This window comes from Fodinibius salinus, assembly GCF_008124865.1.
In the GTDB taxonomy this organism is placed as follows: domain Bacteria; phylum Bacteroidota; class Rhodothermia; order Balneolales; family Balneolaceae; genus Fodinibius; species Fodinibius salinus.
The window spans coordinates 59,828-79,789 of record NZ_VNHY01000004.1 but is presented as its reverse complement, the minus strand read 5'-3'; the positions used below and the strand labels follow the sequence as shown (position 1 = coordinate 79,789).

19 protein-coding genes are annotated in these 19,962 nt (G+C 43.0%); 3 read left to right on the top strand and 16 right to left on the bottom strand.

All coding sequences use genetic code 11. The annotated features are described in order from the left end of the window. Positions 1-45 precede the first annotated feature (45 nt). Positions 46-660: a bifunctional phosphoribosyl-AMP cyclohydrolase/phosphoribosyl-ATP diphosphatase HisIE gene (hisIE, locus tag LX73_RS11010; RefSeq protein ID WP_148899565.1), complete on the bottom strand. Its 615-nt coding sequence runs from the start codon at positions 658-660 to the stop codon at positions 46-48. A gap of 73 nt (positions 661-733) precedes the next feature. Further along, positions 734-1,495, bottom strand: a complete 762-nt coding sequence (gene hisF, locus LX73_RS11005; RefSeq protein WP_148899564.1) for an imidazole glycerol phosphate synthase subunit HisF — start codon at positions 1,493-1,495, stop codon at positions 734-736. Positions 1,496-2,005: 510 nt separating this feature from the next. Here hisF and LX73_RS11000 point away from each other — a divergent pair. Then, a complete protein-coding gene (locus LX73_RS11000; protein ID WP_148899563.1) occupies positions 2,006-2,509 on the top strand; it encodes a cupin domain-containing protein in 504 nt (167 codons plus the stop codon). A 6-nt stretch (positions 2,510-2,515) separates the two neighbouring features. On the opposite strand, the gene hisA is transcribed toward LX73_RS11000, so the two are convergent. Beyond that, complete coding sequence (gene hisA / locus LX73_RS10995) at positions 2,516-3,235, bottom strand: 1-(5-phosphoribosyl)-5-[(5-phosphoribosylamino)methylideneamino]imidazole-4-carboxamide isomerase (protein ID WP_148899562.1); 720 nt, start codon at positions 3,233-3,235, stop codon at positions 2,516-2,518. A gap of 127 nt (positions 3,236-3,362) precedes the next feature. Here hisA and LX73_RS10990 point away from each other — a divergent pair, with 127 nt between their 5' ends. Beyond that, positions 3,363-4,961, top strand: coding sequence for a calcineurin-like phosphoesterase C-terminal domain-containing protein (locus LX73_RS10990; protein WP_148899561.1), 1,599 nt, complete (start codon positions 3,363-3,365; stop codon positions 4,959-4,961). A 16-nt stretch (positions 4,962-4,977) separates the two neighbouring features. Here the strand turns inward: LX73_RS10990 and LX73_RS10985 are convergent, their stop codons facing one another. Then, positions 4,978-5,937 carry a WD40/YVTN/BNR-like repeat-containing protein gene (locus tag LX73_RS10985; protein WP_148899560.1) on the bottom strand — a complete coding sequence of 320 codons (960 nt, stop codon included), beginning with the start codon at positions 5,935-5,937 and terminating at the stop codon, positions 4,978-4,980. A 191-nt stretch (positions 5,938-6,128) separates the two neighbouring features. On the opposite strand from LX73_RS10985, the gene LX73_RS10980 reads away from it, so the two are divergent. Continuing rightward, complete coding sequence (locus LX73_RS10980) at positions 6,129-7,715, top strand: calcineurin-like phosphoesterase C-terminal domain-containing protein (protein WP_211359419.1); 1,587 nt, start codon at positions 6,129-6,131, stop codon at positions 7,713-7,715. A gap of 27 nt (positions 7,716-7,742) precedes the next feature. Here LX73_RS10980 and LX73_RS10975 read toward each other — a convergent pair whose 3' ends face one another. From LX73_RS10975 to LX73_RS10920, 12 genes are all read right to left on the bottom strand, one after another. Next, positions 7,743-8,912 carry a hypothetical protein gene (locus tag LX73_RS10975; RefSeq protein ID WP_148899559.1) on the bottom strand — a complete coding sequence of 390 codons (1,170 nt, stop codon included), beginning with the start codon at positions 8,910-8,912 and terminating at the stop codon, positions 7,743-7,745. Between the two features lie 71 nt (positions 8,913-8,983). Next, on the bottom strand, positions 8,984-9,670 hold the full coding sequence (locus LX73_RS10970; protein WP_148899558.1) for an ABC transporter ATP-binding protein: 687 nt from the start codon (positions 9,668-9,670) through the stop codon (positions 8,984-8,986). A gap of 109 nt (positions 9,671-9,779) precedes the next feature. Beyond that, complete coding sequence (locus LX73_RS10965; protein WP_148899557.1) at positions 9,780-11,000, bottom strand: ABC transporter permease; 1,221 nt, start codon at positions 10,998-11,000, stop codon at positions 9,780-9,782. Positions 11,001-11,003: 3 nt separating this feature from the next. After that, positions 11,004-12,224 carry an ABC transporter permease gene (locus LX73_RS10960; protein WP_148899556.1) on the bottom strand — a complete coding sequence of 407 codons (1,221 nt, stop codon included), beginning with the start codon at positions 12,222-12,224 and terminating at the stop codon, positions 11,004-11,006. 111 nt (positions 12,225-12,335) lie between these two features. After that, the gene (locus tag LX73_RS10955; RefSeq protein WP_148899787.1) at positions 12,336-13,103 is read right to left on the bottom strand and encodes an outer membrane lipoprotein-sorting protein; all 768 of its coding nucleotides are present in this window, start codon (positions 13,101-13,103) and stop codon (positions 12,336-12,338) included. Beyond that, the gene (locus LX73_RS10950; RefSeq protein ID WP_148899555.1) at positions 13,090-13,686 is read right to left on the bottom strand and encodes a TetR/AcrR family transcriptional regulator; all 597 of its coding nucleotides are present in this window, start codon (positions 13,684-13,686) and stop codon (positions 13,090-13,092) included. Before LX73_RS10950 ends, LX73_RS10955 begins: the two co-directional genes overlap by 14 nt. 149 nt (positions 13,687-13,835) lie before the next feature. Further along, entirely contained in the window at positions 13,836-14,447 is a 612-nt protein-coding gene (hisH, locus tag LX73_RS10945) for an imidazole glycerol phosphate synthase subunit HisH (RefSeq protein WP_148899554.1), read from the bottom strand. After that, positions 14,447-15,340 carry an imidazoleglycerol-phosphate dehydratase HisB gene (gene hisB, locus LX73_RS10940; RefSeq protein ID WP_148899553.1) on the bottom strand — a complete coding sequence of 298 codons (894 nt, stop codon included), beginning with the start codon at positions 15,338-15,340 and terminating at the stop codon, positions 14,447-14,449. Before hisB ends, hisH begins: the two co-directional genes overlap by 1 nt. Further along, positions 15,337-16,398 carry a histidinol-phosphate transaminase gene (hisC, locus tag LX73_RS10935; RefSeq protein ID WP_148899552.1) on the bottom strand — a complete coding sequence of 354 codons (1,062 nt, stop codon included), beginning with the start codon at positions 16,396-16,398 and terminating at the stop codon, positions 15,337-15,339. Before hisC ends, hisB begins: the two co-directional genes overlap by 4 nt. Positions 16,399-16,421: 23 nt before the next feature. Then, positions 16,422-17,711, bottom strand: a complete 1,290-nt coding sequence (gene hisD / locus LX73_RS10930; protein WP_148899551.1) for a histidinol dehydrogenase — start codon at positions 17,709-17,711, stop codon at positions 16,422-16,424. Between the two features lie 2 nt (positions 17,712-17,713). Then, positions 17,714-18,595: an ATP phosphoribosyltransferase gene (gene hisG / locus LX73_RS10925; protein ID WP_148899550.1), complete on the bottom strand. Its 882-nt coding sequence runs from the start codon at positions 18,593-18,595 to the stop codon at positions 17,714-17,716. Positions 18,596-18,897: 302 nt separating this feature from the next. Continuing rightward, positions 18,898-19,899: a YCF48-related protein gene (locus LX73_RS10920; RefSeq protein WP_148899549.1), complete on the bottom strand. Its 1,002-nt coding sequence runs from the start codon at positions 19,897-19,899 to the stop codon at positions 18,898-18,900. Positions 19,900-19,962 lie beyond the last annotated feature (63 nt).

Here is a 19,962-nt window from a genome sequence, read left to right as displayed (position 1 = left end):
TTTAACAGGCAATAGTTTTGATATCCTCAAGGTATTATTATGAATTCATTCGTGACGTTTCTTTAATAAGTCTGTGATATCAGAGAGTGAAAGATTTTTTTCAGCTAACAATACCAGCAAGTGATATAACAAATCAGCCGTTTCATTCTTAAGCGCTTCTTCTTGATTGTTCTTAGCCTCAATAATTGTTTCTACGGCTTCTTCTCCTACCTTTTGGGCAATTTCATCAATTCCTTTTTCAAAAAGGGAGGTAGTATACGAATTGTCGGGCATCTCATTTTTACGACTGATAATCAGCTCTTCGAGATCATTGAGAAAGGCTAATTTTTGTTTGGGTTTAAAATCCTTTTCATAGAAACATGACTGTTCGCCCGTATGACATATTGGTCCCTGGGGATTTGCCAGGATCAAAAGCGTATCATCATCGCAATCTTGTTGGATATCGACCAGGTCAAGGTAATTGCCTGAAGTTTCGCCCTTGGTCCAAAGACGTTCCTTGCTTCGACTGTAAAAGGTGACGCGTTCATTTTCTAGTGTAGTTTCAAGAGCTTCTTTATTCATGTATCCCAGCATTAGTACCTGGAATGTTTTGGCATCTTGAATGATAGCCGGAATAAGCCCGTTGACCTTTTTAAAATCTAATGTTTCGATGTCAATCATAGTAGCATATTGCGTAGTTCGTATTGCGCAAAAGTAGTGATTAGGAGATGCTACGCACTACAAATACGCAATATTAAGTTGTTTCTCTTACTGTTATATGAGCTTTCTTAAGTTCTCCTTTTAAATCGCTGATTGCAATCTCTTGGAAGTGAAAAATACTGGCAGCCAGAATAGCATCAGCATTACCTTCAGTAATAGCTTCAATGCAGTGTTGCTTTGTGCCGGCACCACCGCTGGCAATAACGGGAACTTGGGCAAAGGCATTTACTGCTTGAAGAAGTTCCAGATCATAACCGGATTTGGTTCCATCTTTATCCATGCTAGTAAGCAGTATTTCGCCCGCGCCACGTTGCTGAACTTCTTTAATCCATTGCAGTGCATCTTTTTGGGTGTTGATAGATCCCCCGGAAATAAAGACCGTCCACTGATTCCCGATTCGCTTGGCATCTACTGCAGCAACAATACATTGTGAGCCAAATTGTTGTGCTGCTTTATTAATAAGATCGGGATTTCGAACAATTGCGCTATTTAGCGATACCTTATCAGCTCCGGCATGCAGTAGTTCGGCAATTTGGCTAACACTGTTGATGCCACCGCCTACAGTAAAGGGAATATTAATTTTTTTTGAAATCCTTTTCACTAGATCGACCAGCGTTTTACGTTTTTCTTTAGTGGCCGTTATATCGAGAAACACCAGCTCGTCGGCACCTTCATCAGAATAACGTTTTGCCAGCTCTACGGGGTCTCCGGCATCACGGAGTCCTTCAAAATTTACGCCTTTCACTGTTCGTCCGTCTTTGATATCGAGGCAGGGGATAATCCGTTTTGCAAGCATGCTGCAGTAAAATTAAACTTTAATGTATTTAAATTAGATTGAATATAAATTTGTGCAAAAGGGAATCATATTACCAAATTTTTTGGTAGAATAGAAGTGAAGGTTAATCCAAAAACCGAAGACACTATGGCACAACCAACTGAATGTCCACAATGCGGAGCAACAGCAGTTGATCCATGTCAGAAAGAACCAAAGATCGATTGTGAACGTGATCACTAATAGTTAATTACTTTGAAACGATTTTGAGGCTGCGATTTATTTCGCAGCCTTTTTTATTTTGTGCGTTATACGATACTGATCAGTGATTTTCAGTAAAATTAAACAGTTATGAGCACGTCCTGATACAGCTTTCCTTTCTTAGAGTTTCCACTTCAATTTACGATGGATATCTTGCTGAAGAGGGAATCTTTTATCTAGTTGGCTAAAGGGATTAATAAGTAATTTTTGGGGATGATTATTTGTAAATTCCAGCCAGAAAATATGAACTGATAACTTCTAAGTATTTGGTTAATGAGTACCAATCAATCAAAGAAAAAATTATTCAAAAAGATTAAAAAACAAATTACCGAGAATGGGTTTACCATTGTCGATCAGGATTACGAGCGACCGTGGGGCGGTTTTTTCGTGATTGACGAGAGTGAAGCTGCTAAGTTTGCTAAAACTTATTTTGGTGATATTGATGTGGAAGAGCTTAAAATATCAGGGAAATTAAGTCCCAAAATTTTGGTGGTTCAGCCTGATAAACGCCTGTCGTGGCAATATCACCACCGCCGGGCCGAAATCTGGAAAGTGCTTGAAGGGCCAGTGGGAGTCATGACCAGCGATACCGATGAGCAAGGTCCCGTTAAAGAATATGAAACAGGAGAGTTTGTACGGCTCCAGCAGGGTGAGCGTCACCGGTTGATTGGATTAGATAACTGGGGCATTTTAGCTGAGATTTGGCAGCATACCGATGTAGATAATCCTTCCGACGAAGATGATATTGTGCGCGTGCAGGACGATTTTGGTCGTTAAGAATTACTATCCTGAATGATATTGGAGCATCTCGTCCAGAGATATTTTTCCTTCATAGTAAGCACGTCCTACAACTACCCCATATTGACCATCGTTGTTTAGTGTAGCGAGATCAGAAGCATTTGAGACACCGCCGGAAGCAATAAAATTGAGGTTTGGAAATTGTTCAGAAAGTTGCCGGTAAAGTTCCATATTAGGTCCTTCGAGTGTACCGTCCCGGGAGATGTCTGTACTCAACACAGTAGATAAACCACGCTTAATCATCGGCTGCAAAAAATCATTTAGTGATTTATCAAGTGTCTCTAGCCAGCCGCTATAAGCTACCTGGCCATCTTTTAAATCCATACCCAGAATGGCAGAATCACCGTATTTATCCAACACGTTGAGCCATTCATTCGGGCTTTTTACAGCCATGGAACTACAAATGATGTTTGATAAATCTGTATCGAGCAGCATGGCGGCATCTTCATAGCTGCGGATTCCGCCTCCCGTTTGAACGGATAGCCCAACCCCATTTATTATTTTCTGGATATACTCAAGGTTCACAAATTTCCCTTCTTTGGCGCCGTTAAGGTCAATCACGTGGATATGATCAAATCCGGCATCTTTAAACTTTTGGGCTTCGGCAATGGGATCGTCATTGTAAATTTTGGCTTCATCATAGTTTCCTTTGTGTAGACGAACAACCTTGCCGTTGAGTAAATCTATAGCTGGAATTACGCGCATGAGTTGTTGGTTGTTAGATTATGTTTGAAGCAGGGAAAGTAAGTTTATGATTCGTTAATCTCCACGTTAAACAAAGATCTTTGATTTTTGGTAGGTTTTGGAACCCAATTTTAATTAATGATTTGTTATGAATACCCGATTAATTTCACTCATTATTTTCTTTTGCTTGGTTTCGGTATCTCAAGGAGTGGCGCAAGATACAGCAAAGGGAACCGTTTTTGTCGATTCAAATGGTAATGGAATACTCGATTCTGGTGAAAAAGGCATGGCTAAAGTTCCAGTATCCAACGGCAAAGAGGTTGTGCTTACCAATGAGAATGGGGAATATTCCATATCCATTGACGAAAATGATGCCAAAGTGTTTGTTATTAAACCATCAGGGTATCGCCTGCCGGTTGATGAGCGAAATCGTCCACAGTTTTATTATCTGCATAAGCCAGAAGGATCTCCAGAACTAGAATTTGATGGCGTTTCGCCGACGGAAAATTTGCCTGATGAAATCAATTTTCCGTTGCTAAAAGCTGATACCAAAGAGGAGTTCAGGGTGTTGTTATTTGGGGATCCCCAGCCCTACACGCGTCAGCAAGTGGAGTATTTCGATCGGGATATTGTATCGGAGTTGAAGGATGCCAGAGGCTACGCTTTTGGTATCACACTCGGCGATATTGTGGGTGACAACTTAGATCTGTTTAAGCCCTATACTCAATCAGTTGCTAAAATTGGAGTACCATGGTTCAATGTGTATGGCAATCACGACATGAATGTTGATGTACAAAGTGATTCTCTTGCCGATGAGACTTTCGAGGCTACCTTTGGTCCTGCTACGTATTCGTTTAATCACGGTGATGCTCACTTTATCATTGTGGATGATGTCGTTTATCCTCGAAAGGATGGGAAGTCGGGATATATCGGTGGTTTTACTGATCGTCAACTCACCTTTATTAAAAATAATTTAAAACACGTGCCGGACGATCGTTTAGTAATTATTGCATTCCACATTCCCATCTTTTTGCCCGATGAATCGGGACGGACGTTCCGTGTTGAGAATCGGGATCGACTGTTTGACCTGCTCGAAGATTATCCAAACACCTTATCGCTTTCGGCCCACACCCATATACAGCAATTTCGTTTCTTTGATGCGGATGAAAGGTGGCATCTCGTTAATCCTCATGTACATTACAATGTGGGTACTACCGGCGGAGATTGGTGGTCGGGCGTAGCTGATGAGCGTGGTATTCCCCATACGTTGATGCGCGACGGTACGCCAAACGGATATGCAATGCTCAATATCAATGGCAATGATTATACGCTGGATTATAAAGTTGCTGATAAGCCCGCTGATTACCAGATGAGCTTGTGGGGACCAGAGGTTGTTCCACAAAATTCATGGCATGGCGCGCAGCTTTTTGTGAATTTTTTTATGGGAAATGAGTATACTGAAGTCGAATATCGAGTGAAGGGTGAACAAAGTGACTGGCGCACCATGAATAAAGTGGAAGAGCAAGATCCGCATGTGGCAGCGTTGCGACAGAAGTGGGATCGATCCGATACCGTACTTGAAGGTAAGCGTCCGTCGAATCCGGTTTCTTCATCACATCTCTGGAAAACAGGAGTACCCAACAATTTATCGCTTGGTAAACATACCATCGAGATACTGGTGACCGACATGTTTGGCCGTACGTTTACCGATGAATATACCTACAAGGTAGTTAAACCGGAGCGATAAGCTGAACCTGTCTATCTTATCGGGATTTCGACAAAATTGTGCCGTTATCGCCGACGACCCATATTTTCTCTTCCGTAAGTTCAACTCGGTGTAGGTCAGTAGTATCTTTTAAGGCGGTGCTCCATGTTTGGCCGCCGTCTTGAGTGTGATAGAGTACACCCGGCTCATTATTACTGTCTCCGACAATATATCCCTCCGATTTGCTGAGAAATGCAATACTTCTCAGTCGGTTTGTTGTAAATTTATCGAGTCGTTTCCATTGTTTCCCATCCAGAGTTCTGAGAACAAGTCCACAGTGGCCAACGGCCCACCCAATATTATTGTTTGCGAAAGTTAATCCACGGATAGCTTCTCTACACTTGGAATTCGAAGTAGTATCGGAAAATTGAGTTTCCCAAGTCTTTCCGCTGTCGGGTGTGTAAATTATTTTTTTGCCCCCGGCTACATATCCTCTTTGCTTATTAATAAATGATATTGGTTCATAAAACGAAGCGGGTACTTTTTGAGTGACATCATTCCATTCAGTACCACCTGTTTGAGTTTCCAAAAATAGTGTCGTTGGTCCTTTTTCACGAAGACCAACAGCTATGCCGTGATTTTTATCATGAAAATGGATTCCGTAAATCCATGCATCATCTTTAGAAATTTTATGGCTCGACCAGTTTTTCCCGCCGTCGGTTGTCTTAAAAAGGAGACCATGTTCGCCGGAAACCCAACCTTTTTGCTCATTCAAAAAATGGATATCCTCAAAAAACATTGAATCCTTCTGAGCTTGAATAAACCAGTTTTTCCCGCCGTCTTTTGTATGGAGTATGGTACCTGTATTGTGAGTTACGATCCAACCCACCGAATTATTAGTAAAAAAGACATTGTGCAAATCGGCCTGTACCGGACTCTGATGTTTTTCCCATTCTGATTGGGCATGGACACTAAGAACACAAAGAAAGCAATAAAATAGTGTGAATAGTAAACGCATTGTACTGGCAATTTTTCTCGTCAGTTTTAATTCAGAGGTAGTTCGGATATATCGTTTTTAAATTCATACAGTATTAGATTTAATTGTGTTACAGTATGTGGGGAGAATAAAAAACGTTAAGGATATAGCAATAGATATTGTTAAGAATGGCTAAAGTAATTAGGTTATTATAGATAAAAGTAAGAGTTGGAATGATGACATCAATTAATATGAAACAGTTGTTCTTTCTTATTTTTAGCACTCTGACCTGTTGTACACTGCCTGCACAAGCTCAAGAAACAGCCACAGGAACTGTATTTCTGGACGAGAATAATAACGGGAGGATGGATCCCAGTGAGGAAGGGATTCCTGAGGTATCCGTTTCCAATGGACGGGAGGTAGTGCTTACTGATGATGAGGGCCGCTATTCGCTGGATATTGGCAAAATGGAAGGGAATATTTTTGTCATCAAGCCCTCGGGATACCGATTGCCCACTGATGAGCAAAACCATCCAAAATTTTACTATTTACACAAACCTGAAGGTTCGCCTGAGTTAAACTATGATGGAGTTGAGCCAACAGGTCCGCTTCCGGAATCGGTGAACTTTCCGCTTTTGAAAGGTGAAAAGGATAACCAATTCAGCGTGCTTCTTTTTGGTGATCCACAGCCGTATACAAAAAAAGAAGTGGAATATTTTGATCGTGATATTGTAGCAGAACTTCAGGATGTAACGAGCTATGATTTTGGCATTACACTGGGAGATCTTGTCGGTAGAGATATGGATCTGTATCCCCTGTATAGTAAGTCGGTTGCCAAGATCGGGATCCCGTGGTTTAATGTATATGGCAACAATGATATTAATTTGGATGCCGAAACAGACCGACATGCCGATGAAACATTTGAGGCAACGTTTGGGCCAGCTACCTATTCGTTCAATCACGGCAAGGCCCACTTCATCATCCTTGATGATATGATTTATCCCACCGAGGATGATGCAAGAATGCATTACACCTTGACGAGAGATCAGCTGCTGTTTGTCAAAAATGATCTTGAGCATGTTTCAAAAGATCGGCTGGTGGTACTGGCTTTTCATGTACCGCTTTTTGGATCGTTCAAAGAAAATAGCCGGCGGCAATTGTTTAGCCTGCTGAAAGATTATTCTCATACACTGTCATTGTCCGGCCACACCCATACTCAGCAAATTCACTTTTTTGGTCCCGAACAAGGTTGGCAGCGGATAACCCCTCATATGCATTATAACGTAGGAGCTTCGGGCGGCAGCTGGTGGTCGGGCATTCTCGGTGAGGATGGTATTCCGCCTGCGCTCATGGCGGATGGCACACCCAATGGCTATGCCATGTTAAATGTTGATGGCAATACATTCACGATCGATTACAAGGTGGCAGGTAAGCCAGCCGATTTCAAGATGAGCATTTGGGGACCGGACGTTGTGGCTCAAAATTCTTGGCCGACGCCACAGTTTTATGTTAATTACTTTTTGGGAAGTGAATACACAACGGTGGAATATAAACTTCAAGACCATGAACAGTGGCGACCGATGAGTAAGGTATCGGAGCGTGACCCGCATGCGATTGAATTGCAGTACGAGTGGGATAACTCAAAGACTTTACCCAAAGGCAAGCGCCCCGCCAACCCCGAGAAGTCCACGCACTTATGGAAAACCTGGGTGCCCAATGATTTATCGCTTGGTGAATATACCGTCGAGATACGTGTAACTGATATGTTTGGGCGTACGTTTACCGATGAGTTCAACTATGAAGTTGTAGAACCGAAGTAGTAAAAGATTAGCAGTATCTGGTAACTGTTAATACGACCACTTGACTCGGAAATAAAACAGGTTGGGAGTTTCGATGGTTTGATTAAATACCGCCCCTTTCAGCAGCTGAGAGAGGAATAACAGATCCAGATTTTCGGTTGCTGATATTGTGATTTGTGGAATTACGATAAACATGGGGCGATCAAAGCTGCTCATAAATCCTAGATTACTATTCACCAATGGATGAATTTGGTAGGAGCCGCTGAGATAAAAGCCCGATTTTGCGACAAAGAGATTATCAGCAGATGGTGGCTGTGTAAGTATATTAAGCGGATTGGCCTGGGAATTATAGCCTCCGTTGTAAAGTAGTTCGCTCTGTAAATAAATACCGCTTGAAAGTATATAGTCAAATCCTGTTGTAGCAGTAAAATGTCCTGTTTGTTCAACAAACTGCTCTTCGGGATGGAAGTATGAGATTTCACCTTTGAAGCCGGTATCCCCCAGATAGCCGGCCCATCCCGTTCCTATAGTCAGTTGGTCTAGGTAGTGCCCGCCGGTAAACTGGATGTCGTAGCTGCCCAAGCTCGTACGGACCATCCCGGCCAGCACGGATCGCTCCCAGCTGTCAGCGATGCGGTAGCCAACTTCTACGTTTGAAGCATAGCTCCAATTGTATTGCGCGCTGATGGCATCCACGCCGGGACGTTCTTCGTAGTCAAAATCTAGAAAAGCATAGTTGTTAAACAAGTCATTGGGATTCCAAACCAACGTGCGCCCCCAGTTGATGCGCTGGCGGCCGGCATGTACCTCCCATGGACCGTTAATATAACTAAGGTGTAGGCGGTCGATATTGGAGTGCATCAGCGAGTGGTCGGTGCTAAACCAGACCCAAGACAAATCAAAATAGTTGTCATCCCGCTCGTAGATTTGTTCCAATCCCGGAGTGTTATTGACCGTATAGCCATTGAGTAACCGTGTTCGCAAATCTGCCCTGAATTCAAAATGATCTGATAATGTCCAGTCACTTTCGATGCGGTGATGCAGAATGTTATCGTATCGTGCGGTGGAAAAATTATTACTAACTGAAAGTTTACCAAGCTCTTTTAGATAGCCACTGAGTTCAACATCGAATTCACTGTTACCTTGGGCATTTATGGTATGAGTGCTAAAAAATATTATCGCGGCTATCAGACTTAAACATGTTAAGCTCTTGCACAAAGAGTTATAAAGAAGGTTCAGAAAACTATGAAAGACTTCTTTCTGTAACTTTATGTAGTAATTCAGCATACTTATTTTCGTATTTCATCCTTATCAATTTTACCATCTACGAGCGTAACCACCCGCCGTGCACGATCTATTACCCGCTGATCATGAGTTGAAAAAACAAAAGTCATTTCTTCTTTTTCGTTGAGTTCAGCCATCATATCAAGAAGATCTGCTGAAGATACGGAGTCGAGATTGGCTGTGGGCTCATCGGCCAGTACAAAGTCAGGTTTGGAAGCCAAGGCACGTGCAACGGCTACACGCTGTTGTTGTCCGCCGGAAAGCTCTGAGGGACGTTTGTTGATTTTGTCTCCCAATCCAACAGCTTCTAATAAATTTCTGCTCTTTTCGCGGCACTCTTTGGTCGGACGTCCCTGCATCTGCATCACAAACGAAACGTTCTCGATTGAGGTAAGCACTGGAATTAGATTATAGGCCTGAAAGACAAATCCGATATGATGTAGTCGAAAGTCGATGAGTTCACGGTCGGATAAGGTATTGAGCTCCGTACCCTGTACTACGGTTTTGCCTTTGGTAGGTTCATCAAGGCCGCTGATAATATTTAGCAATGTCGTTTTACCCGATCCAGAGGGACCGACAATGGCCGTAAACTCTCCTTTTTCGATTGTCAGGTCTACTCCTCGTAAAGCATGAACAGGTACCTGATCTGAGTTATACACTTTTGTAAGTTCCGTGGTTTCTATAACAGCCATGGTTTTGGTGATTCGTGTTGCAGGATTTCGGGTTAGACGTTGCAGGTTACTTTTTCTGTGTTACGGGTAATTTTATAGCCGAATTTGAGGTTTAGGTGGAATAGGGTTTTTAATTGAATTTTCTGATTGCTTTTACAGGATTTAGTTGCAAGCTCTTGAAAGCGGGATACAATGCTGAAAGCAGGGCAGCTCCGGCGATCATCAGTGTGATATTCAGATAGTACATATTAGGCAAGTACGGATAAATGACGGTCCCAAAACCGTAAGCGCTAAGCCCTTCGGCAAAAATACTCAGGTCAATGCCTACATCCCCAAAGTAGGAGATCGTGATCCAGCTCAACAACATACCGATGGGGGCGCCGACCATCGTAAGAAATACAGTTTCGGAGACAATCATCGAAAACACTCGGGGTTTATTCATTCCCACAGCGCGAAGCATCCCCAGCTCTCGGGTACGTTCAAGTACGGCCATTAGCATGGTGTTGATGATACTAAAAATTAGCGCAATGATGATGATCACCATTACGATATACATCATAAGATCAGTCATATCATACATGTACTGCAGTTCGGGTGCTGTTTCACCCCAGGTTTTAATCTGCAGATTTGGAAATTGGTCCTGAAGTTGCTGAGTATAGTGTTGCGCCTGACTAAAGTCGCTGAGGGTTAATCGAATATTATGAACCTGATTACTTAGTTCCATCAACCCGTTTAAATCATTTCGGTTGACAAACACATTACTTTCGTCATAGGGATTGCTGAACGTATCAAAAATGCCTGCCACCCGGAATGCTCCACCAGTGATTTCCCCGTTTTTGTCTTGAAAGCTGAGTACTATACGTGAGTCCAGTTTAATATCTAGCCGTTCAGCCAGTTTCTGTCCAATGATAATTGGGTTCCGTTTTTGCGATGCCCCGGGCATCGATCCTTTTTTGAGGTATTCTTTGATACTATAATTGCTGTCGGGATGGAGTCCGTGGATAGTTGCACCGTAGTTATTACGCGCGCTTTGTGCCAAGCCGGTAGCAAGGCTTTGTGTTGAGATATCCTGAATATAGGATAGCTGATCAAGTTCTCTGATTACTTGATCAGAGTTAGGAACATAGTATTCCGGGCTATACATATCATCGAACTGCGGGTGGCTTATTTCAATATGTCCGACAGTAAGTTCAAATTGGTTATCGAGATAGCCTTGCATCATCCCAGTAAAAAATCCTGATAAGAAAATGCCTGACCAGGTACCCAAAAGCACGGCAATAATAACGACCGCACTACGCGTGGGGTTTCGCCAAATGTTCTTCCAGCCAAGTTTGATGATAGTGCTAAACATAAATCAAGACCTCATGGCTTCTACGGGATTAATATTGCTAGCTTTTATGACGGGAATCAGGCTGAATGAAAGTGTGATAATAAAGATAACCAGTGCCTGTGAAAGAAATATTGAGGGTTCTACCGAAAAGGGGATAATCGGTTGCAAGCCATAACTTTCTGTTACTACAGCCATATCGCCGGTAAGCTGAATGGGATTAAGGTGAAAATACCAAGTAATAGGCAGACTCAGTAGAATGCCGATGGCGCTACCCAGCATGGCGATGAATAGTATTTCGATGCTCAAAATGCGAGCTAGTTTACCTTGTGGAGTGCCGACGGAGAGCATGATGCCGAATTCATATGTCCGTTCGGTAACCATCATCAGGACTGTACCTAAAATTCCAAAACCAACAACCATATAGAGAACCCCTAATATGATATAGCCACTTCCGCGATCTGCCTCAATACTTTGGACGAGTGAGGGCATCATTTCGCGCCAGCTCATCACTTCATAATCATCAGTAAGATTACTCTTTAATTGGTTTACGAGGGGGGCAATATGCTCTGGATTTTCAACAGTAAATGCCGCTGTTGTTAAGCGTTCGTCAGCGGCTAAAAAGTGTTGGGCGGTTTGCAGCGGCAGCATTACAAGGTTCTTATTCATTTCCGGATTAGGGAATTCCAGGGTTCCTTTAATGGGATATAACCCTGTGGCGCTCATTCCGCGAAATCCCTGTCCCAATAATACAAGACTGTCCCCTACCTGCATATTCAGTCGCTGGAGCACCTTATGGCCGACGAGAACGGATTGTTCGCTATTGCTTTTAAAATAGCTCCCTTTTTGAAGCCGCTCCTTCGGTTTGCTTAGGAGTTGTTCGGTTTCGATATCAATGCCCATTACCATCACCGGCCGACTTTGTTGCTTGCCGGCGCCCAGAGCAAATGATTCGATACGTGGCACAACCCCTGAGACCTCCTCAGGAGTTTGCAATTTTTTCATTAGCGAATCGGTAGCTTGGAAACTGTTGTCCAGCGTTTTCTCGTCCCAATACCCCTTAGCATGTACTTGAATATAGCCGGAAAAGGTACCGACTGTACTTTCAATCATATCTTTGTACTGTCCTTCTTGCATGGAACGCATCACTGAAGAAAGCAATACCGCTATAATGATGGAAGTCGTCGTGATAAGTGTACGGCGTTTGTTCCGCCAAATATTTCGCCAAGCTAGCTTTAAAGTCAGCATATTACGTACCAGTTATTCCGTGAACAGATATCGAAAGTTAATTCTGTTAGTAATTATCTTGTTGACAGCCATACAGAAAGAGAATTAATTATTGTTGAACTCTTTACTGTGTCATTCTACATTTTTCATATTCTGGATGCTAAAGAATCGCTGAGAGATGTCAATATTAAATTCCATTTTATCATAGTTGATAACTGTTTTGTTGCCCTTCTCATCTACGGGAATCATCTCCATTCGGGTAGGGACAATACGTCCGTCCATCTCTTTTACTTTTGAACCTTTCATCAGTCGAACCAGTTCGCCATCCTCATCATAAAATTCGGCCCGCAGCTGCATATACTTGTCCTTTGATATAAAGGAGATAACCTTTCCCCAGACTACAGGTGCTTCGGGCTTGGGGATCATTTCAATTTTGTAGCTATCGTATCCGCTAAGAGTCGAATCACCAAGTAGGGTGTGGTTGTAATCCACGACGATAGAAGATTCGCGGACTAGGTCATTATTTGAAAAGTCTGATCCCATCCAGGATTGGCTCATCATTGAAGGCGGCATCTTGATTGTCCGGTTGATACTTGGCTGCCAGTTCCAGATTTCATTTCCGCGTTTTAGATACGCCGATCCTTTATCACGGGCCGGACCGGTAATTAAAATAAGGCTGTAATCCTGTCCCTTGCTCCAGGCTTTCATCGAGATGCTACGCTCCCAGTTTGGGCGCACGATTTGCATAGTCATTTTGACCTGTGAACTCTTGCCCTGCATCTTTTCGTTGGCCTTTCGGACAATTTCAGTAGCATCCTGCGATTGGGCAGGTCTGGCAAATAGTAAGGCCACACCAAGTATTAACAGGGACTTTAAAGAAAGAGATTTATTGATGTTCATTGGTTTCATCGGTCAGATATGTTTTTTTTATCTGTTCAAAAATCTGTTTGGTGGGATAGTTGTCGTAATATAAACCGTGCAAAAGTATACCATCCAGCTTCGCAGCCAGGATACGGCCGTTGATCTGTGGATCAGGGTAGTCCATACAATCAAGCAGTGTTGTAAAGAAGTCGATAAATAAATTAAACTCGTCCTCAAACTCCTTTGAAAGCTCTTCGTTACGAACCAATTGGAACAGAAGCTCTGCATAGAATTTCCAAAAGAGTTTGCCCTCGACTGCTAATTCATGCATTTGGTCCAGGGTAAGCTCGAGCTGTTGGCGGGCTTGCATTTTGGTTTGGGGAGCGGGCATATCCAACGGCATCTTCTCCATACCCTCTTGGATTACATTATGAAGTAAGTCTCTTTTTCCGCTAAAGTAGTTATAAATGAGTCCCTTGGATGTATCAGCTTCTTTGGCAATCTGACTGATACTGGTGTTTGCAACGCCATTTTCGGCAAAAAGCTTGAGCGCCGCATTAATGATACTCTGGCTGCGTTGCTCTCGGATTTTTTCGTTTTGTTCAGGTGTTCGCGGTGCCATATTATGTTGACTGAATGTTCAGTCAATAAGTTAAATTTTATAAATAAGATTTACAAGCCGTTAAGGTGGAGGTGCGAAGAAGGGTATAGGCAGGTCAGAGAATATGGTATCGCAAGATCTACGGGACGCTGGTGACGCTACTGGCCTGTTTAGGTTTCAAGATCGGTGTAGTGCACGTAATCCAAGAAATTTTGAAGCAGCAGTGATCCGGCCTTTCCCGATTTTTCTGGATGAAATTGTACTCCCATATAGTTGCCCTTGCTAACAACAGCTGTAAAGTCTTGAATATAATGGCAATTGGCTATTGAATATTTGTTGATTGGGGCAAAATAGCTGTGCACAAAGTAGAAATACTCCGAATCGTCAAAATTACTGACTAGTGGGTGGTCGGTATTGACTTCGGTAAAAGTATTCCATCCCATATGTGGAACTTTTTTGGTTTCAGAATTGAACTTTTTTAACGTACCAGGGATGAGTCCCAGCCCTTCAGAATTACCTTCTTCTGAGGATTCATACAGCAGCTGCATGCCCAGGCAGATGCCAAGAACCGGTTTATTGGTATCTTTTAACCATTGGTCAAGCTCGTTTGTTCTCAGTGATTCCATTGCCGGTTCAGCATGACCAACCCCGGGAAAGATAATGCCTTCAGCTTGGTTTAGCTCTTCCTTTTGGTTGGTAACAATATGGTTAGCATTCAGTCGGCTAAGGGCATTGGATACCGATGCCAAGTTTCCGGCTTCATAATTAATAATTGCGATCATTATTCAAGTAAGTCTTTTGTACTGGGTAAAATGTTTGCTATTCGTTCATTACGACTGACAGCCGTTCGCAGGCATCTTGCTAGCCCCTTAAAACAGGCTTCAATTTTATGATGATCATTATCGCCTTGTACCGAAATGTGTAGGGTAGCCTTCAGGTTCATAGTTAACGAATAGAAGAAATGCTGCGTCATTTCTGTGGGGAAATCGCCAACCATGTTACGTTGAAATTCGCCATTGAACTTCAAAAAAGGGCGGCCTGAAAAATCAATTGCTACTTCAGCCAGCGACTCGTCCATGGGCAACGTAAATCCGTATCGCTGAATACCAACTTTGTCGCCCAATGCCTGATTTATCGCCTGACCAAGGCAAATCGCCACATCCTCGATAGTATGATGTTCATCAATATTCAAATCACCGTCGCAGGAGATATTCAGGTCAATGAGTCCGTGTTTGGCAATTTGTTCCAGCATGTGATCATAGAAATCAAGTCCCGTATCGATACTGTTTTCTCCGGTGCCGTCCAGATTGAGGGCTATTTCGATATCTGTTTCAGAGGTTGTTCGTTGTAGAAAGGCTTTCCGCGAGGGGAAGCAAATTTTAGTACTCAGGATAATCCAGTTTTTAGCGGACTCGATCTCGGCACCGTTCGTATCCATCACCTTAAGGATGCCATTATCAGTAATCACTTGCAAGTCAACAGCATTGGGGTCCATATCACTGGCAGAAATTTCTTCGTTTCCCAGCAACGCAAGCTGTTGTTTGGAAAGATCATCTGGGATAAAAAAGAGTTGATGATCCATTTCCTGCAGGCGCTTGAGTCCATAGAGAGCGCCACTCCATAGCATGTCATCATTTTCACCGATTAGTGATGCTGTAGAAATTCTGATATTCATGATGTTAGGTCTTGTAATGCTGAAATTAACCGTTCGTTTTCGTCCGGCGTTCCTACTGTAATCCGCAGGCAGCTGTTGCAGTGCGGTTCATCACCGCGATATCGGACGATGATATCTCGTTTAGTGAGTTGCTCATAAAGCGTGCGGGCATTGTTGATTTTGACCAGTAAGAAATTAGCTTCGCTGGGATACACTTTCTGCACAGCATTCAGTTGATTTAACTTTTCAGCAAGCTGTTTACGTTCCTTTTTGATGGCATTAATTTTAAAACTGACCGTATCCCAATTTTGTAATCCTTCGATGGCCTTTTGAGCCGTTAATTTATTGATGTTATAAGGGGCCTTTACTTTCATCATATAATTTATAATCTGTTCCTGAGCATAGGTAATGCCTAGTCGAATTCCGGCTAGGCCCAGCGACTTAGACATCGTCTGTAAAACAACAAGATTTGAATATTCAGCTATTTTTGAAGTCCAGCTAGGTTCTTCGCTAAAGTCGATATAGGCCTCATCCACTACCACAATACCTGGGAATTTTTCCACCAGTTGTTCTACTCTGTCAGCTTCAAAAGTATTAGCCGTTGGATTATTGGGAGAACAGAGAAATAGAATCTTTGTCTCTGGAGTTGTCGCATTTAGGATGGGCTCTACCCGTGGCTGGAACGTTTCTTCTTCCAGCAATACTTCATCAATTGCAATATCGTAAATATTAGCAGATACGGTGTACATCCCATAAGTAGGAGGGACCGTTAATATCCGATCTTTACCGGGAGTGCAGAAGATGCGAAATAACAGGTCGATCCCCTCATCGCTGCCAACTCCGGTAAATATATTTTCCCTTCGAACACCCCGCCATTTGGCAATGAGCCCCCGCAGCCTTTTTTGGGCTGGATCCGGGTAGCGATGTAGCTTACTGTCATCAGTAAAAGGTGCACCCAGGCTATTTTCATTGGCATCAAGTAGCAACCCATCTTCAAAATCTTCGCGAGCACTGTGGTAAGGTTCAAGTTGTCGAATATTAGGACGAACAAAATTTTCAATATTAAATGAACTACTCATCGTCTTAAAAAGTATTTGTTGTGTTACTTATTTATGTCAGCAAGCCGAATAGAGACTGCATTTTTATGAGCTTGTAATCCTTCAATTTCGGCCAATTTTTCTACCGTGGGGCCAAGTGCTTGCAAGCCATCCTCAGTAATTTTCTGCATTGTTATTTGCTTGATAAATGAATCTACAGAGACCCCGCTGAACATCCGGGCATAGCCATAAGTTGGCAATGTATGGTTCGTTCCCGAAGCATAATCACCGGCACTCTCGGGGGTCCAGTGTCCCAAGAATACTGATCCAGCATTAATGATTTTTTCTTCAAATTGTTGTGGATTTTTACACTGGATGATCAGGTGCTCAGGGGCATACTGATTTGAAAATGTAAAGGCCTGCTCAATATTTTCTACTGTAATGCTGAAACTTTGCTCAATTGCTTTTTGAGCAACTTCCTTGCGCGGTAGATCGTCCATTTGTTTTGCAATGGCCTGCTTACATGTATTCCAATCAAAATTGGCAGTAGCCAACAGCACCACCTGACTGTCTTTGCCATGTTCGGCTTGGGAAAGTAAGTCTGCAGCAACGAACTCTGGGTTGGCAGAGCCATCAGCAATGACCAGTACCTCTGATGGTCCGGCCGGCATATCAATAGCTATTTGTGCTTCACTGTTTTGAAGCATCATTTTAGCCGCAGTTACGTATTGGTTACCCGGACCCAATATTTTATCCACCTTCGGCACAGACTCCGTACCTAAAGCCATTCCGGCTACTGCTTGCGCCCCTCCGGCTTTAAGTAGGTGTGTAGCACCGACCTTTTGGGCGATATACAAAATTTCATCAGCAATGGAGCCGTCTTTTTGAGGCGGTGTTGCAATTGCAATTGTAGAACAACCGGCCAACATTGCGGGAATGCCTAACATCATCAGGGTAGAGGGTAGAATGGCGGTGCCTCCGGGCACGTACAATCCCACTCGCTGAATGGGACGAGTTACACGTTTGCACTCCACGCCGGACATGGTTTCTACTTCTAATGTAGAAGGAAGCTGGGCCTTATGGAATTTATAGATATTATCGAATGCCGTATCTATGGCCTCTTTAATTTTATTATCCAAATTGATCTGTTGATTCTCAGGGCTGATGACCAACGGGTCAGGGGTAACGCCATCAAACTTAGTAGTGAAATGGTTGATCCCATCGTCACCTTCCTCAGTAACACGCTGGATAATAGGCTCAACCTGCTCGAAGATAGAGTTGAAATCCATCTTCGGCCGCTGGCAGAGCTTTTGTATCTGTTCTTCCGTTAAGTTGCTATAGGTATACTGTCTCATGGTTACAATATCATACTTTCAATAGGAAGGATAACAATACCGGTTGCGCCCTCGGTCTTTAGTTTTTCCATTACTATCCAGAATTCGTCAATTGGGATAACCGTGTGAATTGCCACCATGCCGTTATCAGCCAGGGGCATAACAGTGGGGCTTTTGAGTGACGGGATGATCTCTTTGATTCGTGGTACTGCTTCTTCAGGAGCATTCATCATGATATACCGGCTGCGCTCGGCTTGCTGGTGCCCGTCCATCCGTTGCAAAAATTTGTCAATAAGCTGTTTTTTGCCTGGCGATAATTTTTTGTTGGTGCGGATGAGCTGCGTTTCCGATTCCAAGATTGATTTTAACTCTTGGAGTCCGTTGGCTTTTAAGGTGTTTCCGGTAGATACCAGATCACAAATAGCATCGGCCACTTCCAGGCGGGGTGCAATTTCTACAGCTCCCGAAATTGTAACCGTATCAGCATTGATATTACGTTCTTTAAAAAAGTTTTGGGTTATATTGGGATAACTTGTTGCTATTGATTTTCCTTCAAAATCTTCAACCGATTGGATGTTACCATCTTTAGGGACAGCTAATGATAATCGGCAAACGCCATAATCCAAACCACGAAGTACAGTAACATCAGCACCTTTTTCTTGTGTTTCATTGGCTCCTACAAAACCAAGATCACAAACACCGTCTTGTACATATTCGGGAATGTCATCGTCGCGGATGAGCAGGAGCTCAACATCAAAATTACGGCATTTAACCAGCAGATTTCGTTTGTAATCATCAAAACGGAGACCGATACCTTTCAACAGATCAATGGTTTTATCGGTCAGACGTCCGGATTTTTGAATGGCAATACGTAGTGAAGTCTTAGAGTCGGCAGTGCGTTGCATAACAACAGTTTATTATATTGAATGAGAAAAGTTTTGTAGAAATGTCGGGAGATGTGGGTAGTATTAGCTACCTAAAGCGATGCTATTGACGGTGGGAACCGCCATGATGGAGATGGGAATCAATATGGAACTGTTGTTCTTGCATCAGATCTAAGATAACATTTTTTGTAAATCATCCACAAAAATAATTTATCTGCAAAAATTTAATTCTGCTATTGTAACTGACCTCGAGATAAAAACATTTTCAAAAAAAAGGCTCCCCGTTAAAAAGGGAGCCTTACTGCAAAGTTACCATATCGGACTTATCGTTCCAAGATGGTACCACCGGCACCTACTGCAATATCAGGTTGTGTGTCAGATCCCAGCGCAACCGCATTGATATTTTCGGTTGTTGGCGTTTCTTGGGGTGACCAAGTGGATCCATTGTAGCTAATTATCGTGGCACCACCACCAACGGCATACCCACTCTGATCTTCAGCATCGACTTCAATGTCCATTAATGTTGCCTCTGCTACACTGGTGGACATCCATTCCGAACCATTCCATGTAAAGATCATGCCATTGCCTCCGGAAACCCGAACGTTTTTTGTGCCGTCACTGTCTATGCCTTCGAAATCAACATCTGCATCGGCAATACCAGCTTGGTTCCACGTACCGCCGTCTTGGGTAACAAATACTGATTGATTCGCATCAATAATGTGCCCTTCCCGATCATTGAAAAATCCGACCGCGTTAATGGCAGAACCATTACCCGGGGTAACGCTGTTCCATTTCCCTTCTTTGCCGTCATCAAAATTGTAATACATTTGTCCTGAATCTCCGGCTATGTAAATATTAGTGGCATCAGGCTTTCGGGTGACGGCAACATCATTGAAATTGTTGGATGCATCCATCGGCTGAGAAAAGTCATTAAGATTGCCAGTAGATATATTGTATTCGCCTACAGCTCCGCTGGAACCAACCATCCAGAGCTTATTTTCATCCGCAGTTTTAGCTAAGCCAAACAGGTTGTTGCCGTTACCGGATACGCCGCTATCGACAACTTTAATCCATTCTTCTTGGGTCCGTTCAAGTAGGATGCCACCTTCTGCTACAGCGTAGGCTCCTTCGGGGGTAATAACCACATCGTGAATAGTATTATCTACTGAGGAGGTAACCAGTGTCCATTCCCCGTTTTGCGCTTCGCTTGGTGGAACAGGATCGGGTGTTCCATCCTCACCATCTGAATTTGTAGTATTACATGCTGTAAATGCCAATGAGAGTGAAATTAAAACAACAGAAATTAGTAATGATAATCGTTTCATGTATTGGTTTTTTATTCGACTTCAATTTAGGTCAATCAAATTGTTTTGAGGCCGGTAATGTTT